This is a genomic window from Verrucomicrobiia bacterium, assembly GCA_035460805.1.
Taxonomy (GTDB): Bacteria; Patescibacteriota; UBA1384; order CAILIB01; family CAILIB01; genus DATHWI01.
This window is the reverse complement of the sequence record DATHWI010000028.1, coordinates 1-14,318: the sequence shown is the minus strand read 5'-3', so window position 1 is coordinate 14,318 and position 14,318 is coordinate 1. Positions and strand designations below refer to the sequence as shown.

The window sequence follows — 14,318 nt, the reverse complement described above, 5'->3', positions numbered from 1 at the left end:
CGATGGCTCTCATTGCTGTTTATCGAATCATTTGTTCGTAGGCGGAATCTGATAGTAGTGTAGCAGGAACCTGGAAATACGCCCAAAGAGGGGCACTGCCGTTCCCTCGGCAAACCGGCCAACCTTTTCCAGGTTAGGCTGATCAATTTTCACCAACATGACATACCTAGGATCATCAGCAGGCGCCATCCCCGCAAAGGAGTGATTGTATGCGTTTTCAATATACCCAGGTTTGTCCGGGTCAGGGACCTGGGCGGTACCCGTCTTTCCCCCCACTTTATAGCCCTCTACACCCGCCCGCTTGTGGTTGTGCACCACAACAGCCGTGAGCATGTTTCGCATGTCGGTAGCAGTCTGTGGTTTCAGCACCTGCTTCCCTGCCGCCACTTTGGTTTCCGTACGCACGCCATCACTTGAAATTGCCGCCTTCACTACATGCGGCTGCATGAGCACGCCATTGTTGGCAATGCTGGCATAGGCACTCGTAATCTGGAGAGGCGTTACGGCGATGCCTTGTCCAAACGTGGTGGTAGCACGAAGGATGTTGCTCCACCTTTGCGGCGGGTTAACCTTGCCAGAGATCTCGTTCTTCAAGTCGATACCGGTTTGCGATCCAAAGCCAAACCGCGAAAGGTAATCACCCATCATGGTGTTCCCCATCTTCTCACCTAACCAGACCATGGCTACGTTATCCGAGTTAGTAAGCACATCGGTCATACTCTCCTTGCCAAATGCCTTGTCCAAGGCGGTGGTGATGGTGTAACCGTCAACATTGACGCTCGCACCAAACACATCGGTAGTATTGGGGGTCACCAGACCCTGGTCCAAGGCGCCACTCATGATAAGGGGCTTAAAGATACTTCCCGGTTCCCAAACAGAACTAATTGACGGGTTGTCGAATAGCCCTATCTGATCCTTCCCAAGGTTGCGGAATTCAGCCGGAGCGTAGCTTGGGTAGTTTGCCATAGCAATAATGCCGCCCGTCTTAGGGTCCATAACAATGACGGAACCGCTTTTAGCCTCGGAATCCTCAACTTGCTTCTTGAGCTCCTGCTCAACTACCTGTTGCACATTCCGGTCAATAGTCAGTTCGTAGCTTGTGCCGTCTTGGCCATCCACCTGCTGGAACTCTTTCAGGGCGGTCCCCCTACTGTCTTGCTCCAAACTGACACGGCCTGCATACCCTTTAAGCTCGGCATCGTACTGGCCCTCAAAGCCATACTGGCCCTTGCCCTTATCGTTCACAAAGCCAAGGACCTGCCCCAGGAGGGCAGTTTCCGGATATACGCGCTCATATTCCCTCACAAAGAACACGCCACCCAAGTAATGGATAACGTCGCCCTGCGCAGAATCAAAGTTAACGTTGACTGGCTTGAAAACGGCCTTGTGCGCCTTTTCTATCTCCCAGATTTTCTGGGCAATCTCTTCCACCTGACTCTTGTCCAGGTTGTGCATGAATGGCTCCATGTACCAACCGCTCTTGTCAAAAGAGCTCCGGAGCCTTGCCTCCTCTACCCCACTGATTTGGGATAACACGCGGGCGTACTCTTCTTTACGAATGACATTTTTGGGCGTTGCCGAGAGGGCAAAACGCTCAATGCTCTGTGCCACAACCACGGATGTGCCATTGGACGCATCTTGTACGTACAGCGAGCCACGGCGCGGCAAAATATCACGCTCTACCTGCTGCTGCTCCTTGGCTTTGGCTAAGTACGAGTCATGGCTAAGGACGGCGATACTAAAAATACGCCCGACTAACGCCAGGGTCATGAGGCCCATTACTCCTATCAGTATCCCAACTCGGGCGCGTGGTGACATGGGCAATGGGTTACGGCGCAGCCGTGGATGCCCCTGCCACGTCTCCCTTCTCAATGAATTCTACATCATCAGCCGGTACCATCTGCTGCTTCACGGCAGTCTGCTGGATTTCCTGTAGTGACTGCGCCCGTTTGGCCTCTAGCTTCAGCTGCTCAGTATCGCGATTAATTTCGCTGATTTCCTGGCGCATCTTGTTTTGGTCATATAGGCTGGTGCTGCTCCGGCCAGAAGAGGTTAGCATGAGGATAGCCAGAACGGCGAGAACCCCTAGCCCAACAAGCTTGGCTGCCACAGGCCCCAGCGCCACTTTGCGCTGTACCGTCCGAACCGTAGGCCGCGTTGATGCGGTCCTTCGTGAAATGGTGTATCCAGATGTGCGAGAGTAACGTGCCCCCATGCGTGTGTTCCTTTGGGCTAGATGCCGATTTCAGTAAGTGTCTGGACGTATTCAGGAGCAGTTGGGTCAATGCCCGCTTGGTACTTCTCCCAGGTTTTGACATCCCATATTTCAACGTGATCAGCCAAGCCCGCAAGCACTGTCTCCTTGGTCAGTGAAGCAAACTGTCGTAGGTACGACGGAATGACAAACCGGCCAAGCTTATCAGGCTCAAGGTCAACTGCGCCAGCAAGGGTCTGCCGTACAAATGCACGGGAAGCCGCCTGGCTCTGAGGGAGTTTTGAAAGATTGAGCGCTATATCCTGCCACATAGTGACAGGGTATAGCTTGAGGGAACCATCGAACCCCTTGGTTACAACGGCCCCCTCGGCCAACTGGGCCCGCCATTTCGCCGGGACCTGGATGCGTCCCTTCTCGTCGATACTGTGTCGGTGTTCACCGATGAACATATTCCAGGTTTAGCTATTTTGCGGGTCCTCCACTTTGCCCCACCTCGGACCACATGTTCCCATTCTCAACCCCTTTCACAGGTGTGTCAACCAGGTTCGGTAGATGTTCGGGATCCACTTATTATTTTGAGCAAGGTACTTCACCTCCGATTTTGATACTTTTCCTTCTTTCTCGTTGACAGGGAAACCCCGATATGCCACTATCTCTCCATGTTGTTTGTACCTTTTGGAGAGTTCAACGAAGAGCGTATCCAAGCCATCCGAGATGATGTCCAAATCATCCTAGGTGGCTGGTCCTACCGACTGAATACGCCTCAGGGTCCGGGTTTCACCGTACCCCCCAACTTCACACAGCTTGGCCACAGCATTGTTTACGCCTTGGAAGGCCTCGGCCTCCCCAAGGTTAAAGTAAGCATTGTGACTGAGCGGACCTATGTGCGTCAGAGCGTGAGGACCTATAGCTTTCGGGTTACCGTTAGCTGGAAGACCAGCCCCTTCAAGCGCCATACAGAGCGGTTCAGCCACTTGGCTTGCCAGGTCAATTGCGACTACCTGCTCACCTTAACCCCCGGGCTACTCGGTCTGGAAATACAACAAATCGCAGCCAACGTGACCGAAAGTTACGATGAACTGCTCACCATCCTCTTCCCAGATTGCACCTTCGATTGGGAAGGTGGCGAAGACGGTGGTGCCGGAATCTGCCTCATTACCTCTTCAACCGGAGAGACTCGCTCGCTTCCCCTCTGAAGCATAAAATCCCCCAGCACCATTGCCGGGGGATCTTTTTATTTGCAGAGGCTGGGTAGCTCTTCAATCTTTACCCTTCGCTGCTCCATTGTGTCGCGGTCACGCACGGTTACGGTGCCATCTTCCAAGGTTTGGTAGTCCACCGTTACACAGGCTGGCGTACCAATCTCGTCCTGACGGCGGTAGCGCTTTCCAATGGCGCCGGTTTCATCGTAGACAGTCACCGTGTGCTGGCGAAGCATTCCCGCTACTTCCCGCGCCTTGTCGCCCAGGCCATCCTTTTTCATAAGGGGAAGCACTGCCACCTGCACGGGGGCAAGCTGCTTAGGAAGGTGAAGGACTGTCTCCATTTCTGTCCCATTCCCGTCACGGCCTTTTGGATACTCCCGGTAAGCATCACAGAGTACTGCCAAAAGGGTACGGTCGATACCAAGCGTTGGCTCGATAGTGAACGGTAGGAAACGCTCGCGGCTTTCTTCCTCAAAGTAGGTAAGGTCACGGGAGGAGGCTTCCATGTGTTGCCGCAGGTCAAAGTCTGTACGGTTAGCGAGGCCGGTCAACTCTCCCCAGCCAAACGGGAAGGCGTATTCATAGTCCATCGTACGCTTGGAATAGTGGGAAAGTTTTTCCTTTGGATGTTCATACTCCCGTAGCATCTCTGGCTTTAGGCCAATGTCTTCTGTCAGGAAGGCATACCACTCGCCCTTCCAATGTTCAAAGAACGCCTCGTCCTCACCGGGTTTCACAAAGTATTCAATTTCAGCCTGCTCCAACTCCCTAATACGGAAGATAGAGTTTCCAGTGGTTATTTCATTACGGAATGCCTTACCAATTTGCGCCACACCAAATGGCAATTTCTTATGGTAGGAATCCAGGATATTTTTGTAGTTCGTAAAAATACCTTGGGCAGTTTCTGGCCGCAGGTACGCTTCAGCACCTGCCCCTTCAACCGCACCCAGCTGTGTCTTGAACATCATGTTGAAGCTGCGGGATTCCGTAAAATGGGATTCGCCACAACTTGGACACGTAAGTACCTGCTCGTCATTAAGTTTCATACGAGCGCTGTGTGCCTCCTCTTCAGCCCGCTTCTCCCCAATCTTGCGAATGCGCATTGCCTCATCGCGCCAGCGGATAGAGAAGACCTCGTCTGACTCTTCCTCAAGGAAATGGTCAGCACGCAGACGGATATGGCATTTCAGACACTCAATGAGTGGGTCAGTAAAGTTTTCGGTATGGCCTGAGGCCTGCAAAACAACTGCGGGGGTAATGATGGCAGCATCTAATCCCACCACGTCATCGCGGCGATGCACAAAGCGCTTCCACCACAGCTGCTTGATGCGCATCACCATTTCCACACCCAAAGGACCACGGTCAAAGAGACCGTTGGCGCCGCCGTAAAGCTCTGCGGTGTTATAAAAAATACCGCGCCGCTTGGCTAAGTTGACGATAGGATCGAGGGTGGGGAGCTTGTTTTCCATGAAGCTAGCTTATCAGATTTATCCTTGCCTGTAAGGTACAGGACCTACAGCTGGCCCAACACAACATAGCTTTTAAGGGGCTTTCCCAACTGTGTTTGCAAGTAGTCAAAGATGACACGGCAGGTCTCTATCCGCACTTCCTCGTCCATTGCCAGGCGCTCTGCCACAAATTGGGGGCGCGCCAGTTGCCTGAGCAATACCACGGTGCGAGATGAACGCAGCGGCATACTAGGCACCGACATGTTCCGCATCCCCTCTTCACTAACCACCCCGCCAACCTGGCTACTCCAAGCAAGACCCTGTGGGGTAAGCGCTTCCCCCGTTACTACGCACCGCTCCAGTTCTGGGTGGTATCCCAAAACTATAAGGAGCTTGAACACCAGCTCGGCCACAATGAGCATGAGCAGCCCCTTGTCCGGATCCTTTGCACACAAGTGGCGCATACGGTCGAGCGTGTATTCAAGCCCATCAAAAAACTCAGGGTGTGCTTCACGGTCAGGAAGCAGTTTATCCACCGTCTCCGCAATCAGTTCGGCATACTGGAAAAAGGCCAGGGACTCTTCTGGATACCCCCCTGTCTCATGGGTTTGCGCCTGGACAATGAGTTCCCAGCCACTTTCCCCTACCACAAACTCGAGTTCCGTTGTCACATACGGCAACAGGTTGCCCGCTAAACGGGACTTAGGCCGCCTAACCCCTTTGGCGCGGGCGCGAAGCTTTCCTTGCTCCCGCGTATACATGAGATAGCTGCGGTCCGCATCAAAGATATCTGCAGCATGCAGGATAATGGCTGTTGCCTTGCTTTGACGCATGGCTAGTGCTGACAGTTAGGGCAAAAATGCGTCGAACGCCCGGCCAGCTTGATACGCTCTATGGTACCAACCTTGCAGCGGGTGCAGGGCAGGCCCGTGCGGTGGTACACATTTGCTACCTGCAAGTACGTACCCTTGTCACCAATGGCATTGAGATAGTCTTTTGCACTGGAGCCCCCAAACTTCAAGGCAAGCTCCAGTGTTTCACGTATGGCGCCATGCAGCAGCTCAACTTCTTTCTGGGAAAGGCTGCCAGCCAAACGCATGGGGAGAATTCCTGCCCTAAAACAGCTCTCATCCGCATAGATGTTCCCCAAGCCTGCAATATTGGTCTGATCCAAAAGAAATACCTTCAGTGACACCTTGGCTTTGCGCTGCAAACGCGCCTGTAGGTATTCCACCGTAAACTTTTCTTCGAGCGGCTCTGGTCCCAAGGCATTTACAAAAACGTGGTCATTCAACGCCTCTTCGGTGAGAACGGTAAGGTGGCCAAACATTCGGAGGTCATTGAAGAAGAGGGTGGAACCATCTTCAAAGTTGATGACAATACGGGTGTGCTTATGGGGCAGCGGGTCCAAATAACCTTGGGAAGGGTGCCCGCCCATGACAGCATCCTTACCCTCACCCCGCCACAGCAACTGTCCTGTCATTTTGAGGTGCACGGTAAACGCCAACTTGTTATCCAAAATGAAAACCAGCAGCTTGCCATGCCGACGGACCTCCGCAATGGTCCTGCCGTGCAAGTCAGTCACATTCCCTCGTGCCAATTTAGGCGCCAAAACATCAACGGAACGGATCCGGCTACCAACCAGTCTTGGCACCAACCCCCGGCGAATTGTTTCGACTTCTGGAAGTTCAGGCATTACTTAAGGTATTTCTGTGCTTCTTTTAGGTAGGTCAGGGAGTTGAGGACATGCGAAAGCTTCCTCGCGTCATGCCTGATAAGCGTACGCGTCACCTGCAACCTGTCCGAACTAGGCGGAAGCTCTGGCGCCTTGGTGCGCAGCAGGTTAGCCCCCACCAACTGATAGGTAAGCCCCTTCCGCCGCTTAGGGTCAAGTAATACAGGGCTACGCTCCATTTCTTTCTTATACCGGGAGAGCAGTTCTGGCCGGGGTTTCGCAGTATTGAAGACGGCGAAGTCTACCATGCCATCACCTAAATAGTCCTCAAGCAGGTCTACAAAGTCCTGTACGTAGTATGAGCCTGTTTGGCCTTTTTCTGTCATCAGATTTACCACATAGGCCACCTTGGCCCTGGTTTTTCGCAGCGCCTCGTTTACGCCATCTACGAGCAGGTTGGGAATGAGACTGGTGTAGATGCTTCCGGGTGCAATCACAATCAAATCAGCCTGCAGGATTGCCTGCCGTGCCAACGGGTGCACGGAACAAGCACTTTCCAGGCCAATCTTAGTTACTGTCGATGTCCCACCCCAGATATGTTCCTCAATAGCGTGTTCACCATGGATAAGCTTGCCGTCATCTGTGCGGCCAATCAACCGCATCTGGTCCATTGTCACAGGAATTACCTTTCCCTTAATGGCGAGGATTTTCCCCGCCTCAATGACGGCCTTATCAAACGTACCCGTCACTTTCTCTAGGGCGGAGATAAGCAAATTGCCAAAACTGTGACCGCTCAGGCTTCCCTCCGTAAACCGGTAGGTAAACAGGTCACGGAGGACTTGGGAGTCGTTAGAAAGGGCTACAAGTGCCTGACGAAGGTCGCCCGGGGGCAGGACGCCCAATTCATCGCGCAAGATGCCTGTGGATCCCCCGTCATCGGCCGTTGAGACAATGGCGGTAACCTCACTTGCACCGTCACGTAAGGCTTGGAGAACGGCAAAGGTGCCCGTCCCCCCTCCAATCACCACGATTCTCTTTCCGGTCATAGGTAGTACTTTGTGGCTCTCAGATGCTCAGTATGCCAAAAACCAGTAGCTTGGTACACGGCGATGCATATGGTAGCATGGAAATAGCTAAAACACCTCGACCCATGAGTGCTCCATCAAACCCGACAAGTCCTTTATACTGGCGGTCACTGATCAACCAAAGCGCAATCCGCTTTTTTATTCTTCGGGCACTCTGGGACAAAGACTCCTACGGGTATGTCCTCTCACGGGAAATTGAAGAACTTTCCTGGGGTTTCTGTACTCCAACGGAGAGCACCCTCTACCCCGCCCTCAACGATTTGGAGCGCCGCGGCCTCATTCATAGCACTAAGGTAAGCGCCAACTCACGCACCCGCAAGGTGTACCGCATTACGGACCAAGGCAAGCTTGCTTTCCGTACCGCTGCCAAAACCTGGGGAGAGATCATCCCCGCCGTACGCAAGGCAACAACACTTTAGGCATCTCTTTCTTAAAGAAAAAAATAGAGCCAGACAACGTTGTCTGGCTCCTTTATTTGTCTGGTTACGCTCGTGCGGTAGCGCCAGACGGCTGGATACGCGCAGCGCGCGCAAACAGCGAGACTTCCGGAACATCCTCACCTCTTGTGTAGGTGATTGCAGTGCCGTACTCCTGTACAGGAGTCTTTATCTTTCCTTCCAGTATGGTGCAATACTGGTGCGGGATGTGAACATCCGCGAATGCCTCAACCACGCTGTCGAGGTTTCTCTCATCGGCCACGATGACTGCGAGGATTCTACAGTCGGTAATAAACGACTGCGGGGTTTCGGGGTCGACGGTGACTCCGAGAAGGATCATGAACTCCTGAGCCTGTCGCAAGGCGTAGGAATAGGTCTCAACCCCTTGTCCGCGTCCGGAAACGCTTGGCTTTCGCTGGCCCCAGTCGACGATTAAGAACTCTGTCTTAACCTCCGGGTAGGCGCCCTGCGTAGGCTCGTACGTATCCAACGAATCCAGTTTGGCTCGGACGCTTCTCAGTGAGACGATTGGAATATCGTTCACGTTCTTGCGACCAACCAGGCCTTTGGTTTTGCGGATGGCAGAGCGAATCGTTTCCGTTGCGGTGGAACTGAGGCTCTCTGCGTTGGCGATAGCGGCTAATATGCCGCTGAACATAGCGTAGCGTGCTGCTTTCATGTCAAAGTGGGTCCTCCTGACCCGCGTGCCATGGTGTCTTACCACGTCTTCCTTCTATGCACTGCCCTCCCGGAAATGCAATTAGAAATCAGAAGGTCGTGTAAGACCCATGTGGTGACCATAGCATAGTGGATAGGGTTTGAAAACCTTTTTTGAATAAGAAAAAAGGCCAGGAATTCCTGGCCTCCATGAAATACTCAGACAGTCCGTTGGCTTAAGCTAGTGCGAGCTCAACCTCAGGCGAAGCACCGGCAACCACATGCTCAGGAGCAGCCTCCTTATCGCAGAATTCTGGCTTGCCCCGATGGAACGGGAAAGGATATGCAAAGGGATACTTGTTCCGAAACGCCGTGAGTTCAGTGATCATTCTCTCGACATTTGGGTCATCGGAAAACACCGCGTCTTTGACGAGGAAGAGCTCCACGCCTACGAGCGTTTTCCACACTGCGATACAGAACACGAAGCTCTCGTCGCCGATCTCGGTTTGGGAACCTTCGATCACCTGGGAACCATCCGTCGCGAGGACGATTTGCGGCTCGTCGAACGTGGGTGCGACACGCTCCCTTAACTCGTAGCAGTTACGCTTGTCTTGCTGATGGGGAAAAACTTTTGTGCAAAAGGAGAACTCCGGGAACTGGTCCCTAAGCACTTCTCTTACCGCCTTAAGCTGCGGCGTCCGCTGGAAAAACTCCTCGTTATGCTGCTTGACCTCTGCGTACACGCAAGGGTCCTGCCCGGTCACGAGGGGACGACGCTTTTCGATATCTGGGGTACTAGTCACTGATTTTCAATTCCTCCAAAGAATCGCCAAAATACTTCTCCGACACGACGCTGTGACAGGTGCTTTCTTCTGGTTCATCCATCTTTATCTTATCTGGGAAATTATGCAAGTACTTATAGGCCAGCAGAGCCTAAAATTCATTCTTAGTAACGGTTTCCGGCTTTTTTTGATACCAAAAAAACGCGCACTGGGCGCGTATTTTTGTATACAAAAAGCACTCAACCTTGGCGGCGAACTACTCTTCCGGGACCTTGCGGTCCAAGTACCATCGTCGCTGACGATCTTCGCTTCCGTGTTCGGAATGGGAACGGGCGGTTCCTCGTCGCACATACCACCAAGGTAGAGTGCTTTTTGATGAGGCCGAAATTACTTACGTAATAAGGGCCCCTGTGTTGTGAAGGTCTGACAAATCCTGCAACCAGGACGAAAAAAGCCAGAAATTACTCGTCATTTATGTGACAGCAATTGTCAAAAGACAACTCCTGTCACAATCGGAGTAAAGGTATATGTTTATTAGTACACCTCCGCTCAAACTCTCGCGAGTCTTACACGTAGTGCCTATCAAGGTCGTAGTCTACAACCAAACTAGAAATCTTATCTTGTGGCCGGCTTCCCGCTTATATGCTTTCAGCGGTTATCCGAACCGAACATAGCTACCCAGCACTGCCCTTGGTAGGACAACTGGCACACCAGAGGTTCGTCCCCCCCGGTCCTCTCGTACTAAGGGGAGACCCACTCAAATTTCCGCGCCGACAGAAGATGAGGACCGAACTGTCTCACGACGTTCTGAACCCAGCTCGCGTACCCTTTTAATTGGCGAACAGCCAAACCCTTGGGACCTTCTTCAGCCCCAGGATAGGACGAGCCGACATCGAGGTGCCAAACTGCGCCGTCGCTATGGACGCTTGGGCGCAATCAGCCTGTTATCCCCGGGGTAGCTTTTATCCGTTGATCGACACCAATCTCACACTAAAGTGTCGGTTCACTAGAACCTACTTTCGTATCTGCTCGGGTTGTAACCCTTACAGTCAAGCTGACTTGTGCTCTTACACGTCGAGGCCAGATTTCCATCCTGGCTAAGTCAACCTTTGTACGCCTCCGTTACAATTTAGGAGGCAACCGCCCCAGTTAAACTACCCATCAAGCACTGTTCCCGCATCATTACTGCAGGTGAGTGCCAACACTATACAAGAGTGGTATTTCACTGATGTCTCCACACCGCCCGAAAGCGATGATTCGACGACTCCCACTTATTCTACGCATGTAGAGCGCTGACACAATGCCAGACTATAGTAAAGCTCCACGGGGTCTTTCCGTCTTTCTGTCGGTAAACGGCATCTTGACCGCTATTGGAATTTCACTGAGGGCCACGTTGAGACAGTATTCAAGACCGTTATGCCATTCGTGCGGGTCGGAACTTACCCGACAAGGAATTTCGCTACCATAGGACGGTTATAGTTACCGCCGCCATTCACCGGGGCTTAGATTCATGCCCTGAGATAATCTCAGCACTCCTCGTGACCTTCCGGCATTGGGCAGGCATCACCCCCTATACTTCCTCTTACGAGTTTGCAGGGAGCTAAGTTTTTGCTAAACAGTCGCTTGAATTCTTTTACTGTGGGTCGCCTTGCGACGACCAGTCCTTATCCCGAAGTTACGGACGCTGTTTTGCCGAGTTCCTTAACGTGGGTTCTCTCAATCACCTGAGTCTACTCGACTCATCCACCTGCGTCGGTTTGCGGTACGGATAGTATTTCCTAAGCTTCCTTCCTTTTCTAGTCACCCACTCCCCTACACAGAACATATCCATAGCACTGTGTAAGCTCGCGAATGCGTCAGAAGGGGCACGTTATACTAGTTCTGGAATATTAACCAGATGTCCATCGACTTCACCGTTCGGCTATGCCTTAGGACCGACTAACCCAGGGACGATTATCGTTGCCCTGGAAACCTTGGATTTACGGTGGGCAGGTTTTTCACCTGCCAAATTCGTTACTCATGCCAACATTCTCACTTCATAACGCTCCACGTCGGTTTCCACCTTCGCTTCACTGCGATATGAACGCTCATCTACCGCATACGTAATAAAACGTATGCCCGCGTCTTCGGCACTATGCTTAGCCCCGTTATATTTTCGGCGCAGAACCTCTTAACTAGATCAGTGAGCTGTTACGCACTCTTTAACAGATGGCTGCTTCTAAGCCAACTGCCTGACTGTCTTGGAGATTCCACATCCTTTCCCACTTAGCATAGATTTTGGGGCCTTAGACGGCGATCTGGGCTGTTTCCCTTTTGAGCGCGGAGCTTAGCCCCCGCGTTCTGACTCTGCACCTCATAGCCGAACAGAATTCGGAGTTTGGTTGGATGCCAGAGATTGCTCCCCGGCGATCCATTCAGTATCTCTACCTCTGTCGGTAGCAGTGCAGGCTATACCTAAATATATTTCGATGAGAACCAGCTATCTCTGGGTTCGATAGGAATATTTCCCCTTACCACAGGTCATCCCGCAACTTTGTAACGTTGCCGAGTTCGGGCCTCCCACTACTTTTACATAGTGTTCACCCTGCCCATGGTAAGCTCACCCAGTTTCGGGTCTATGTGATATGGACTACATCGCCCTATTCGGACTCGCTTTCGCTCCGGCTCCGGGTCATACCCCTTAGCCTTGCCCATACCAGCAAACTCGTTGGCGCATTTTGCAAAAGGCACGCTGTCACCCCACCGAAGTGGAGCTCCAACCTCTAGGAAGCAATCATGGTTTCAGTACTATTTCACTCCCCTAACAGGGGTTCTTTTCACCTTTCCCTCGCGGTACTTGTTCACTATCGATCATGTAATGTACTTAGCCTTAGAGGGTGATCCCCCTAGATTCCCAATGGATTTCACGTGTCCAATGGTACTCAGGTACCGTATCAAGCAGATTCTGTTATTTCGACTACCGGGCTCTCACCGTCTCTGGCTGTCCGTTCCAGGCTCATTCGTCTATAACAAAATTTTCTTACTGCTCGGGATATCCCCATACGGCCCTACAACCCCACTATCAAAAGATGTGGTTTGGGCTGGTCCGCGTTCGCTCGCCACTACTAACGGAGTCTCGTTGATTTACTTTCTTCCTGGTACTTAGATGTTTCAGTTCCCAGGCTTACCATCACTACGGATTTGCACCGTAATGTACTGCTTAATGCAGTGGGTTACCCCATTCGGACATCCCCGGATCATAGCTCTGTTGCCAGCTCCCCGAGGCTTTTCGTAGGCTCAAACGTCCTTCATCGGCATTACATGTCAAGGCATCCACCATGTGCTCGTAGTGTACCCTTCTCCAAAATGACGAGTAATTTCAAACATTTTTCGTCACTTCGCCGGTTATTCACCGGATGAAGTAATAATCTACAAACCTCAAACATTCACAAACAATTCCATTGCATTTCTGCAATTTCAAGATTTGCCTTTACCTTCAAACACAAATTGTCATGGGACAAATTTCCCCAGATTTTTACATCTGGACCAATACCACTTTTCGTCTTCCTGATTTTGGGAAGAAAAAAAGCGGCCTTAGTTCAAATGCAAAGCTGCTAATTGCGGCGAAGAGTTCCGATGATCGGGCCCTATATTTGAGGGTTGGTCCGAGAGCATTTCTCTAACGTGTGCAAAAAATACGATACCAGTCTGAGAGGGGGGTGTCAACACTCTGGGACACTCCTTAGCATTTCACCCTGCTTGACAGAGTAGAATAATACCGTTATATTCCTTCTGATCAAGCCGTGCTGCTTATGTTGGCTGATCAGTTAGCTGGTTCTTTAGAACTCACCTGCCACCAGGTACGGTGAAAACACATAGAGGCCCTCGCCCTAAAAGAACCCCGCTGCAAGGCGGATCCAGGCAATGCGTGTGTCGCGGCGCGCAGCCCTCCACGGGGCCCCCAAACGGGGGCCTCACTTTTTTTGCTAAGAAGCTGGCAAATAGCGTAGCATAGTAGAAATGACTGCAACTGCCGATATTGTTTTCCGCGTTCTCATGGCTGGAGTAGCCGCTGTTGGCCTGGGCGACAGCCTTATTTTTGCGTACAACGCCTGGCACAACAAAGAAACAGAAGTTACCTGCAAGGATGGGAGCTGTGTCCGGCTCTCCAAGACGCCATATGCGCGCGTCTTCTTTAACATCCCAAACTGGGCCTTTGGCATTCCCTACTACGCCATTACCGTCTTGGCTGCCATTATCGCCAAGCCATGGATTGTTGCACCAGCTGCCTTGGGTGCCATCATCTCTACGCTGCTCTCTTTCTACCTCATCTACACCTTGGTCATTAAGCTTAAGGTTATCTGCCGCCTCTGCTACTTGGCACATGCCGTAAACATTGTGCTTTTCGCCATGTGGATAGTAGCCGGCGCAACAGGCTAGGCCTGATTAGAGGTATATGAAAAAGGCACCCCGTTGGGTGCCTTTGTTGTTACGAAGCCTGGACGTAGTCCCTGACCTCGCTGGAGATGAGCTTGGGGATGACCCCGTATGCTGACTTTGGCTGGATCATCAGCCCATTGAGAAGCAGGAGGACGATTGCCTCTACTTCCATGAGCCCTTGCTGCCAGGAAACCGGCATAAAGCCGTCGGCTGTAAATCCCTCCAGCTCTTGGCCGGCCGGGAGCAAGTAGCAACGATCCCCGCTGAAGAAGAGGAGGCGCTGCAGGTTAGGTGAATACGTGTGAAGGCGAGCGTGCACCTCCACATACGCCACCACGTTTTCCCGCAGGTCCCGGCGTTGCAGCTCGCCATGCATGCTAGGGGTCCAGCCATGG

13 protein-coding genes and 2 rRNA genes are annotated in these 14,318 nt (G+C 52.2%); 3 read left to right on the top strand and 12 right to left on the bottom strand.

The genetic code is table 11. The annotated features are described in order from the left end of the window. Positions 1-27: 27 nt before the first annotated feature. Genes VLA04_00850 through mraZ form a run of 3 tightly spaced genes read right to left on the bottom strand, consistent with a single transcriptional unit; the run spans position 28 to position 2,664 of the window. Positions 28-1,818, bottom strand: a complete 1,791-nt coding sequence (locus VLA04_00850; protein HSI20245.1) for a penicillin-binding protein 2 — start codon at positions 1,816-1,818, stop codon at positions 28-30. A 10-nt stretch (positions 1,819-1,828) separates the two neighbouring features. Beyond that, positions 1,829-2,215 (bottom strand): hypothetical protein, encoded by a 387-nt coding sequence (locus VLA04_00845; protein ID HSI20244.1) that lies wholly within the window; start codon positions 2,213-2,215, stop codon positions 1,829-1,831. 17 nt (positions 2,216-2,232) lie between these two features. After that, positions 2,233-2,664 carry a division/cell wall cluster transcriptional repressor MraZ gene (gene mraZ, locus VLA04_00840; GenBank protein ID HSI20243.1) on the bottom strand — a complete coding sequence of 144 codons (432 nt, stop codon included), beginning with the start codon at positions 2,662-2,664 and terminating at the stop codon, positions 2,233-2,235. Positions 2,665-2,874: 210 nt separating this feature from the next. Between mraZ and VLA04_00835 the strand changes: the two genes are divergently transcribed. Beyond that, positions 2,875-3,411 carry a hypothetical protein gene (locus VLA04_00835; GenBank protein ID HSI20242.1) on the top strand — a complete coding sequence of 179 codons (537 nt, stop codon included), beginning with the start codon at positions 2,875-2,877 and terminating at the stop codon, positions 3,409-3,411. Positions 3,412-3,449: 38 nt separating this feature from the next. Here the strand turns inward: VLA04_00835 and VLA04_00830 are convergent, their stop codons facing one another. Genes VLA04_00830 through VLA04_00815 form a run of 4 tightly spaced genes read right to left on the bottom strand, consistent with a single transcriptional unit; the run spans position 3,450 to position 7,589 of the window. Then, the gene (locus VLA04_00830; GenBank protein HSI20241.1) at positions 3,450-4,889 is read right to left on the bottom strand and encodes a glycine--tRNA ligase; all 1,440 of its coding nucleotides are present in this window, start codon (positions 4,887-4,889) and stop codon (positions 3,450-3,452) included. A gap of 44 nt (positions 4,890-4,933) precedes the next feature. Further along, positions 4,934-5,701 carry a DNA repair protein RecO gene (gene recO, locus VLA04_00825; protein HSI20240.1) on the bottom strand — a complete coding sequence of 256 codons (768 nt, stop codon included), beginning with the start codon at positions 5,699-5,701 and terminating at the stop codon, positions 4,934-4,936. Between the two features lie 2 nt (positions 5,702-5,703). Continuing rightward, positions 5,704-6,564: a bifunctional DNA-formamidopyrimidine glycosylase/DNA-(apurinic or apyrimidinic site) lyase gene (gene mutM / locus VLA04_00820; protein ID HSI20239.1), complete on the bottom strand. Its 861-nt coding sequence runs from the start codon at positions 6,562-6,564 to the stop codon at positions 5,704-5,706. After that, positions 6,564-7,589 (bottom strand): gluconeogenesis factor YvcK family protein, encoded by a 1,026-nt coding sequence (locus VLA04_00815; protein ID HSI20238.1) that lies wholly within the window; start codon positions 7,587-7,589, stop codon positions 6,564-6,566. Before VLA04_00815 ends, mutM begins: the two co-directional genes overlap by 1 nt. 104 nt (positions 7,590-7,693) lie before the next feature. Between VLA04_00815 and VLA04_00810 the strand changes: the two genes are divergently transcribed. Beyond that, the gene (locus VLA04_00810; protein HSI20237.1) at positions 7,694-8,047 is read left to right on the top strand and encodes a PadR family transcriptional regulator; all 354 of its coding nucleotides are present in this window, start codon (positions 7,694-7,696) and stop codon (positions 8,045-8,047) included. Positions 8,048-8,111: 64 nt separating this feature from the next. Here the strand turns inward: VLA04_00810 and VLA04_00805 are convergent, their stop codons facing one another. The 4 genes from VLA04_00805 to VLA04_00790 all read right to left on the bottom strand — a co-directional run bounded on the left by VLA04_00805 (position 8,112) and on the right by VLA04_00790 (position 12,843). Then, on the bottom strand, positions 8,112-8,744 hold the full coding sequence (locus tag VLA04_00805; protein ID HSI20236.1) for a hypothetical protein: 633 nt from the start codon (positions 8,742-8,744) through the stop codon (positions 8,112-8,114). 214 nt (positions 8,745-8,958) lie between these two features. After that, entirely contained in the window at positions 8,959-9,525 is a 567-nt protein-coding gene (locus VLA04_00800; protein ID HSI20235.1) for a hypothetical protein, read from the bottom strand. A gap of 222 nt (positions 9,526-9,747) precedes the next feature. Next, positions 9,748-9,864: ribosomal RNA gene (gene rrf, locus VLA04_00795) — 5S ribosomal RNA — on the bottom strand. Between the two features lie 156 nt (positions 9,865-10,020). Beyond that, positions 10,021-12,843: ribosomal RNA gene (locus VLA04_00790) — 23S ribosomal RNA — on the bottom strand. Between the two features lie 660 nt (positions 12,844-13,503). Between VLA04_00790 and VLA04_00785 the strand changes: the two genes are divergently transcribed. Beyond that, positions 13,504-13,923, top strand: a complete 420-nt coding sequence (locus tag VLA04_00785; GenBank protein ID HSI20234.1) for a vitamin K epoxide reductase family protein — start codon at positions 13,504-13,506, stop codon at positions 13,921-13,923. Between the two features lie 49 nt (positions 13,924-13,972). Here VLA04_00785 and VLA04_00780 read toward each other — a convergent pair. Beyond that, on the bottom strand, positions 13,973-14,318 hold a 346-nt coding region (locus VLA04_00780; protein HSI20233.1), incomplete at its 5' end, for a hypothetical protein.

Excerpts from the sequence above, each read along its gene's own strand:
- mraZ (HSI20243.1), bottom strand. The coding sequence starts at position 2,664 with ATGTTCATCGGTGAACACCGACACAGTATCGACGAGAAGGGACGCATC.
- VLA04_00785 (HSI20234.1), top strand. The coding sequence starts at position 13,504 with ATGACTGCAACTGCCGATATTGTTTTCCGCGTTCTCATGGCTGGAGTA.
- VLA04_00805 (HSI20236.1), bottom strand. The coding sequence starts at position 8,744 with ATGAAAGCAGCACGCTACGCTATGTTCAGCGGCATATTAGCCGCTATC.
- VLA04_00850 (HSI20245.1), bottom strand. The coding sequence starts at position 1,818 with ATGTCACCACGCGCCCGAGTTGGGATACTGATAGGAGTAATGGGCCTC.
- VLA04_00835 (HSI20242.1), top strand. The coding sequence starts at position 2,875 with ATGTTGTTTGTACCTTTTGGAGAGTTCAACGAAGAGCGTATCCAAGCC.
- VLA04_00810 (HSI20237.1), top strand. The coding sequence starts at position 7,694 with ATGAGTGCTCCATCAAACCCGACAAGTCCTTTATACTGGCGGTCACTG.
- VLA04_00830 (HSI20241.1), bottom strand. The coding sequence starts at position 4,889 with ATGGAAAACAAGCTCCCCACCCTCGATCCTATCGTCAACTTAGCCAAG.
- VLA04_00845 (HSI20244.1), bottom strand. The coding sequence starts at position 2,215 with ATGGGGGCACGTTACTCTCGCACATCTGGATACACCATTTCACGAAGG.
- recO (HSI20240.1), bottom strand. The coding sequence starts at position 5,701 with ATGCGTCAAAGCAAGGCAACAGCCATTATCCTGCATGCTGCAGATATC.
- mutM (HSI20239.1), bottom strand. The coding sequence starts at position 6,564 with ATGCCTGAACTTCCAGAAGTCGAAACAATTCGCCGGGGGTTGGTGCCA.
- VLA04_00815 (HSI20238.1), bottom strand. The coding sequence starts at position 7,589 with ATGACCGGAAAGAGAATCGTGGTGATTGGAGGGGGGACGGGCACCTTT.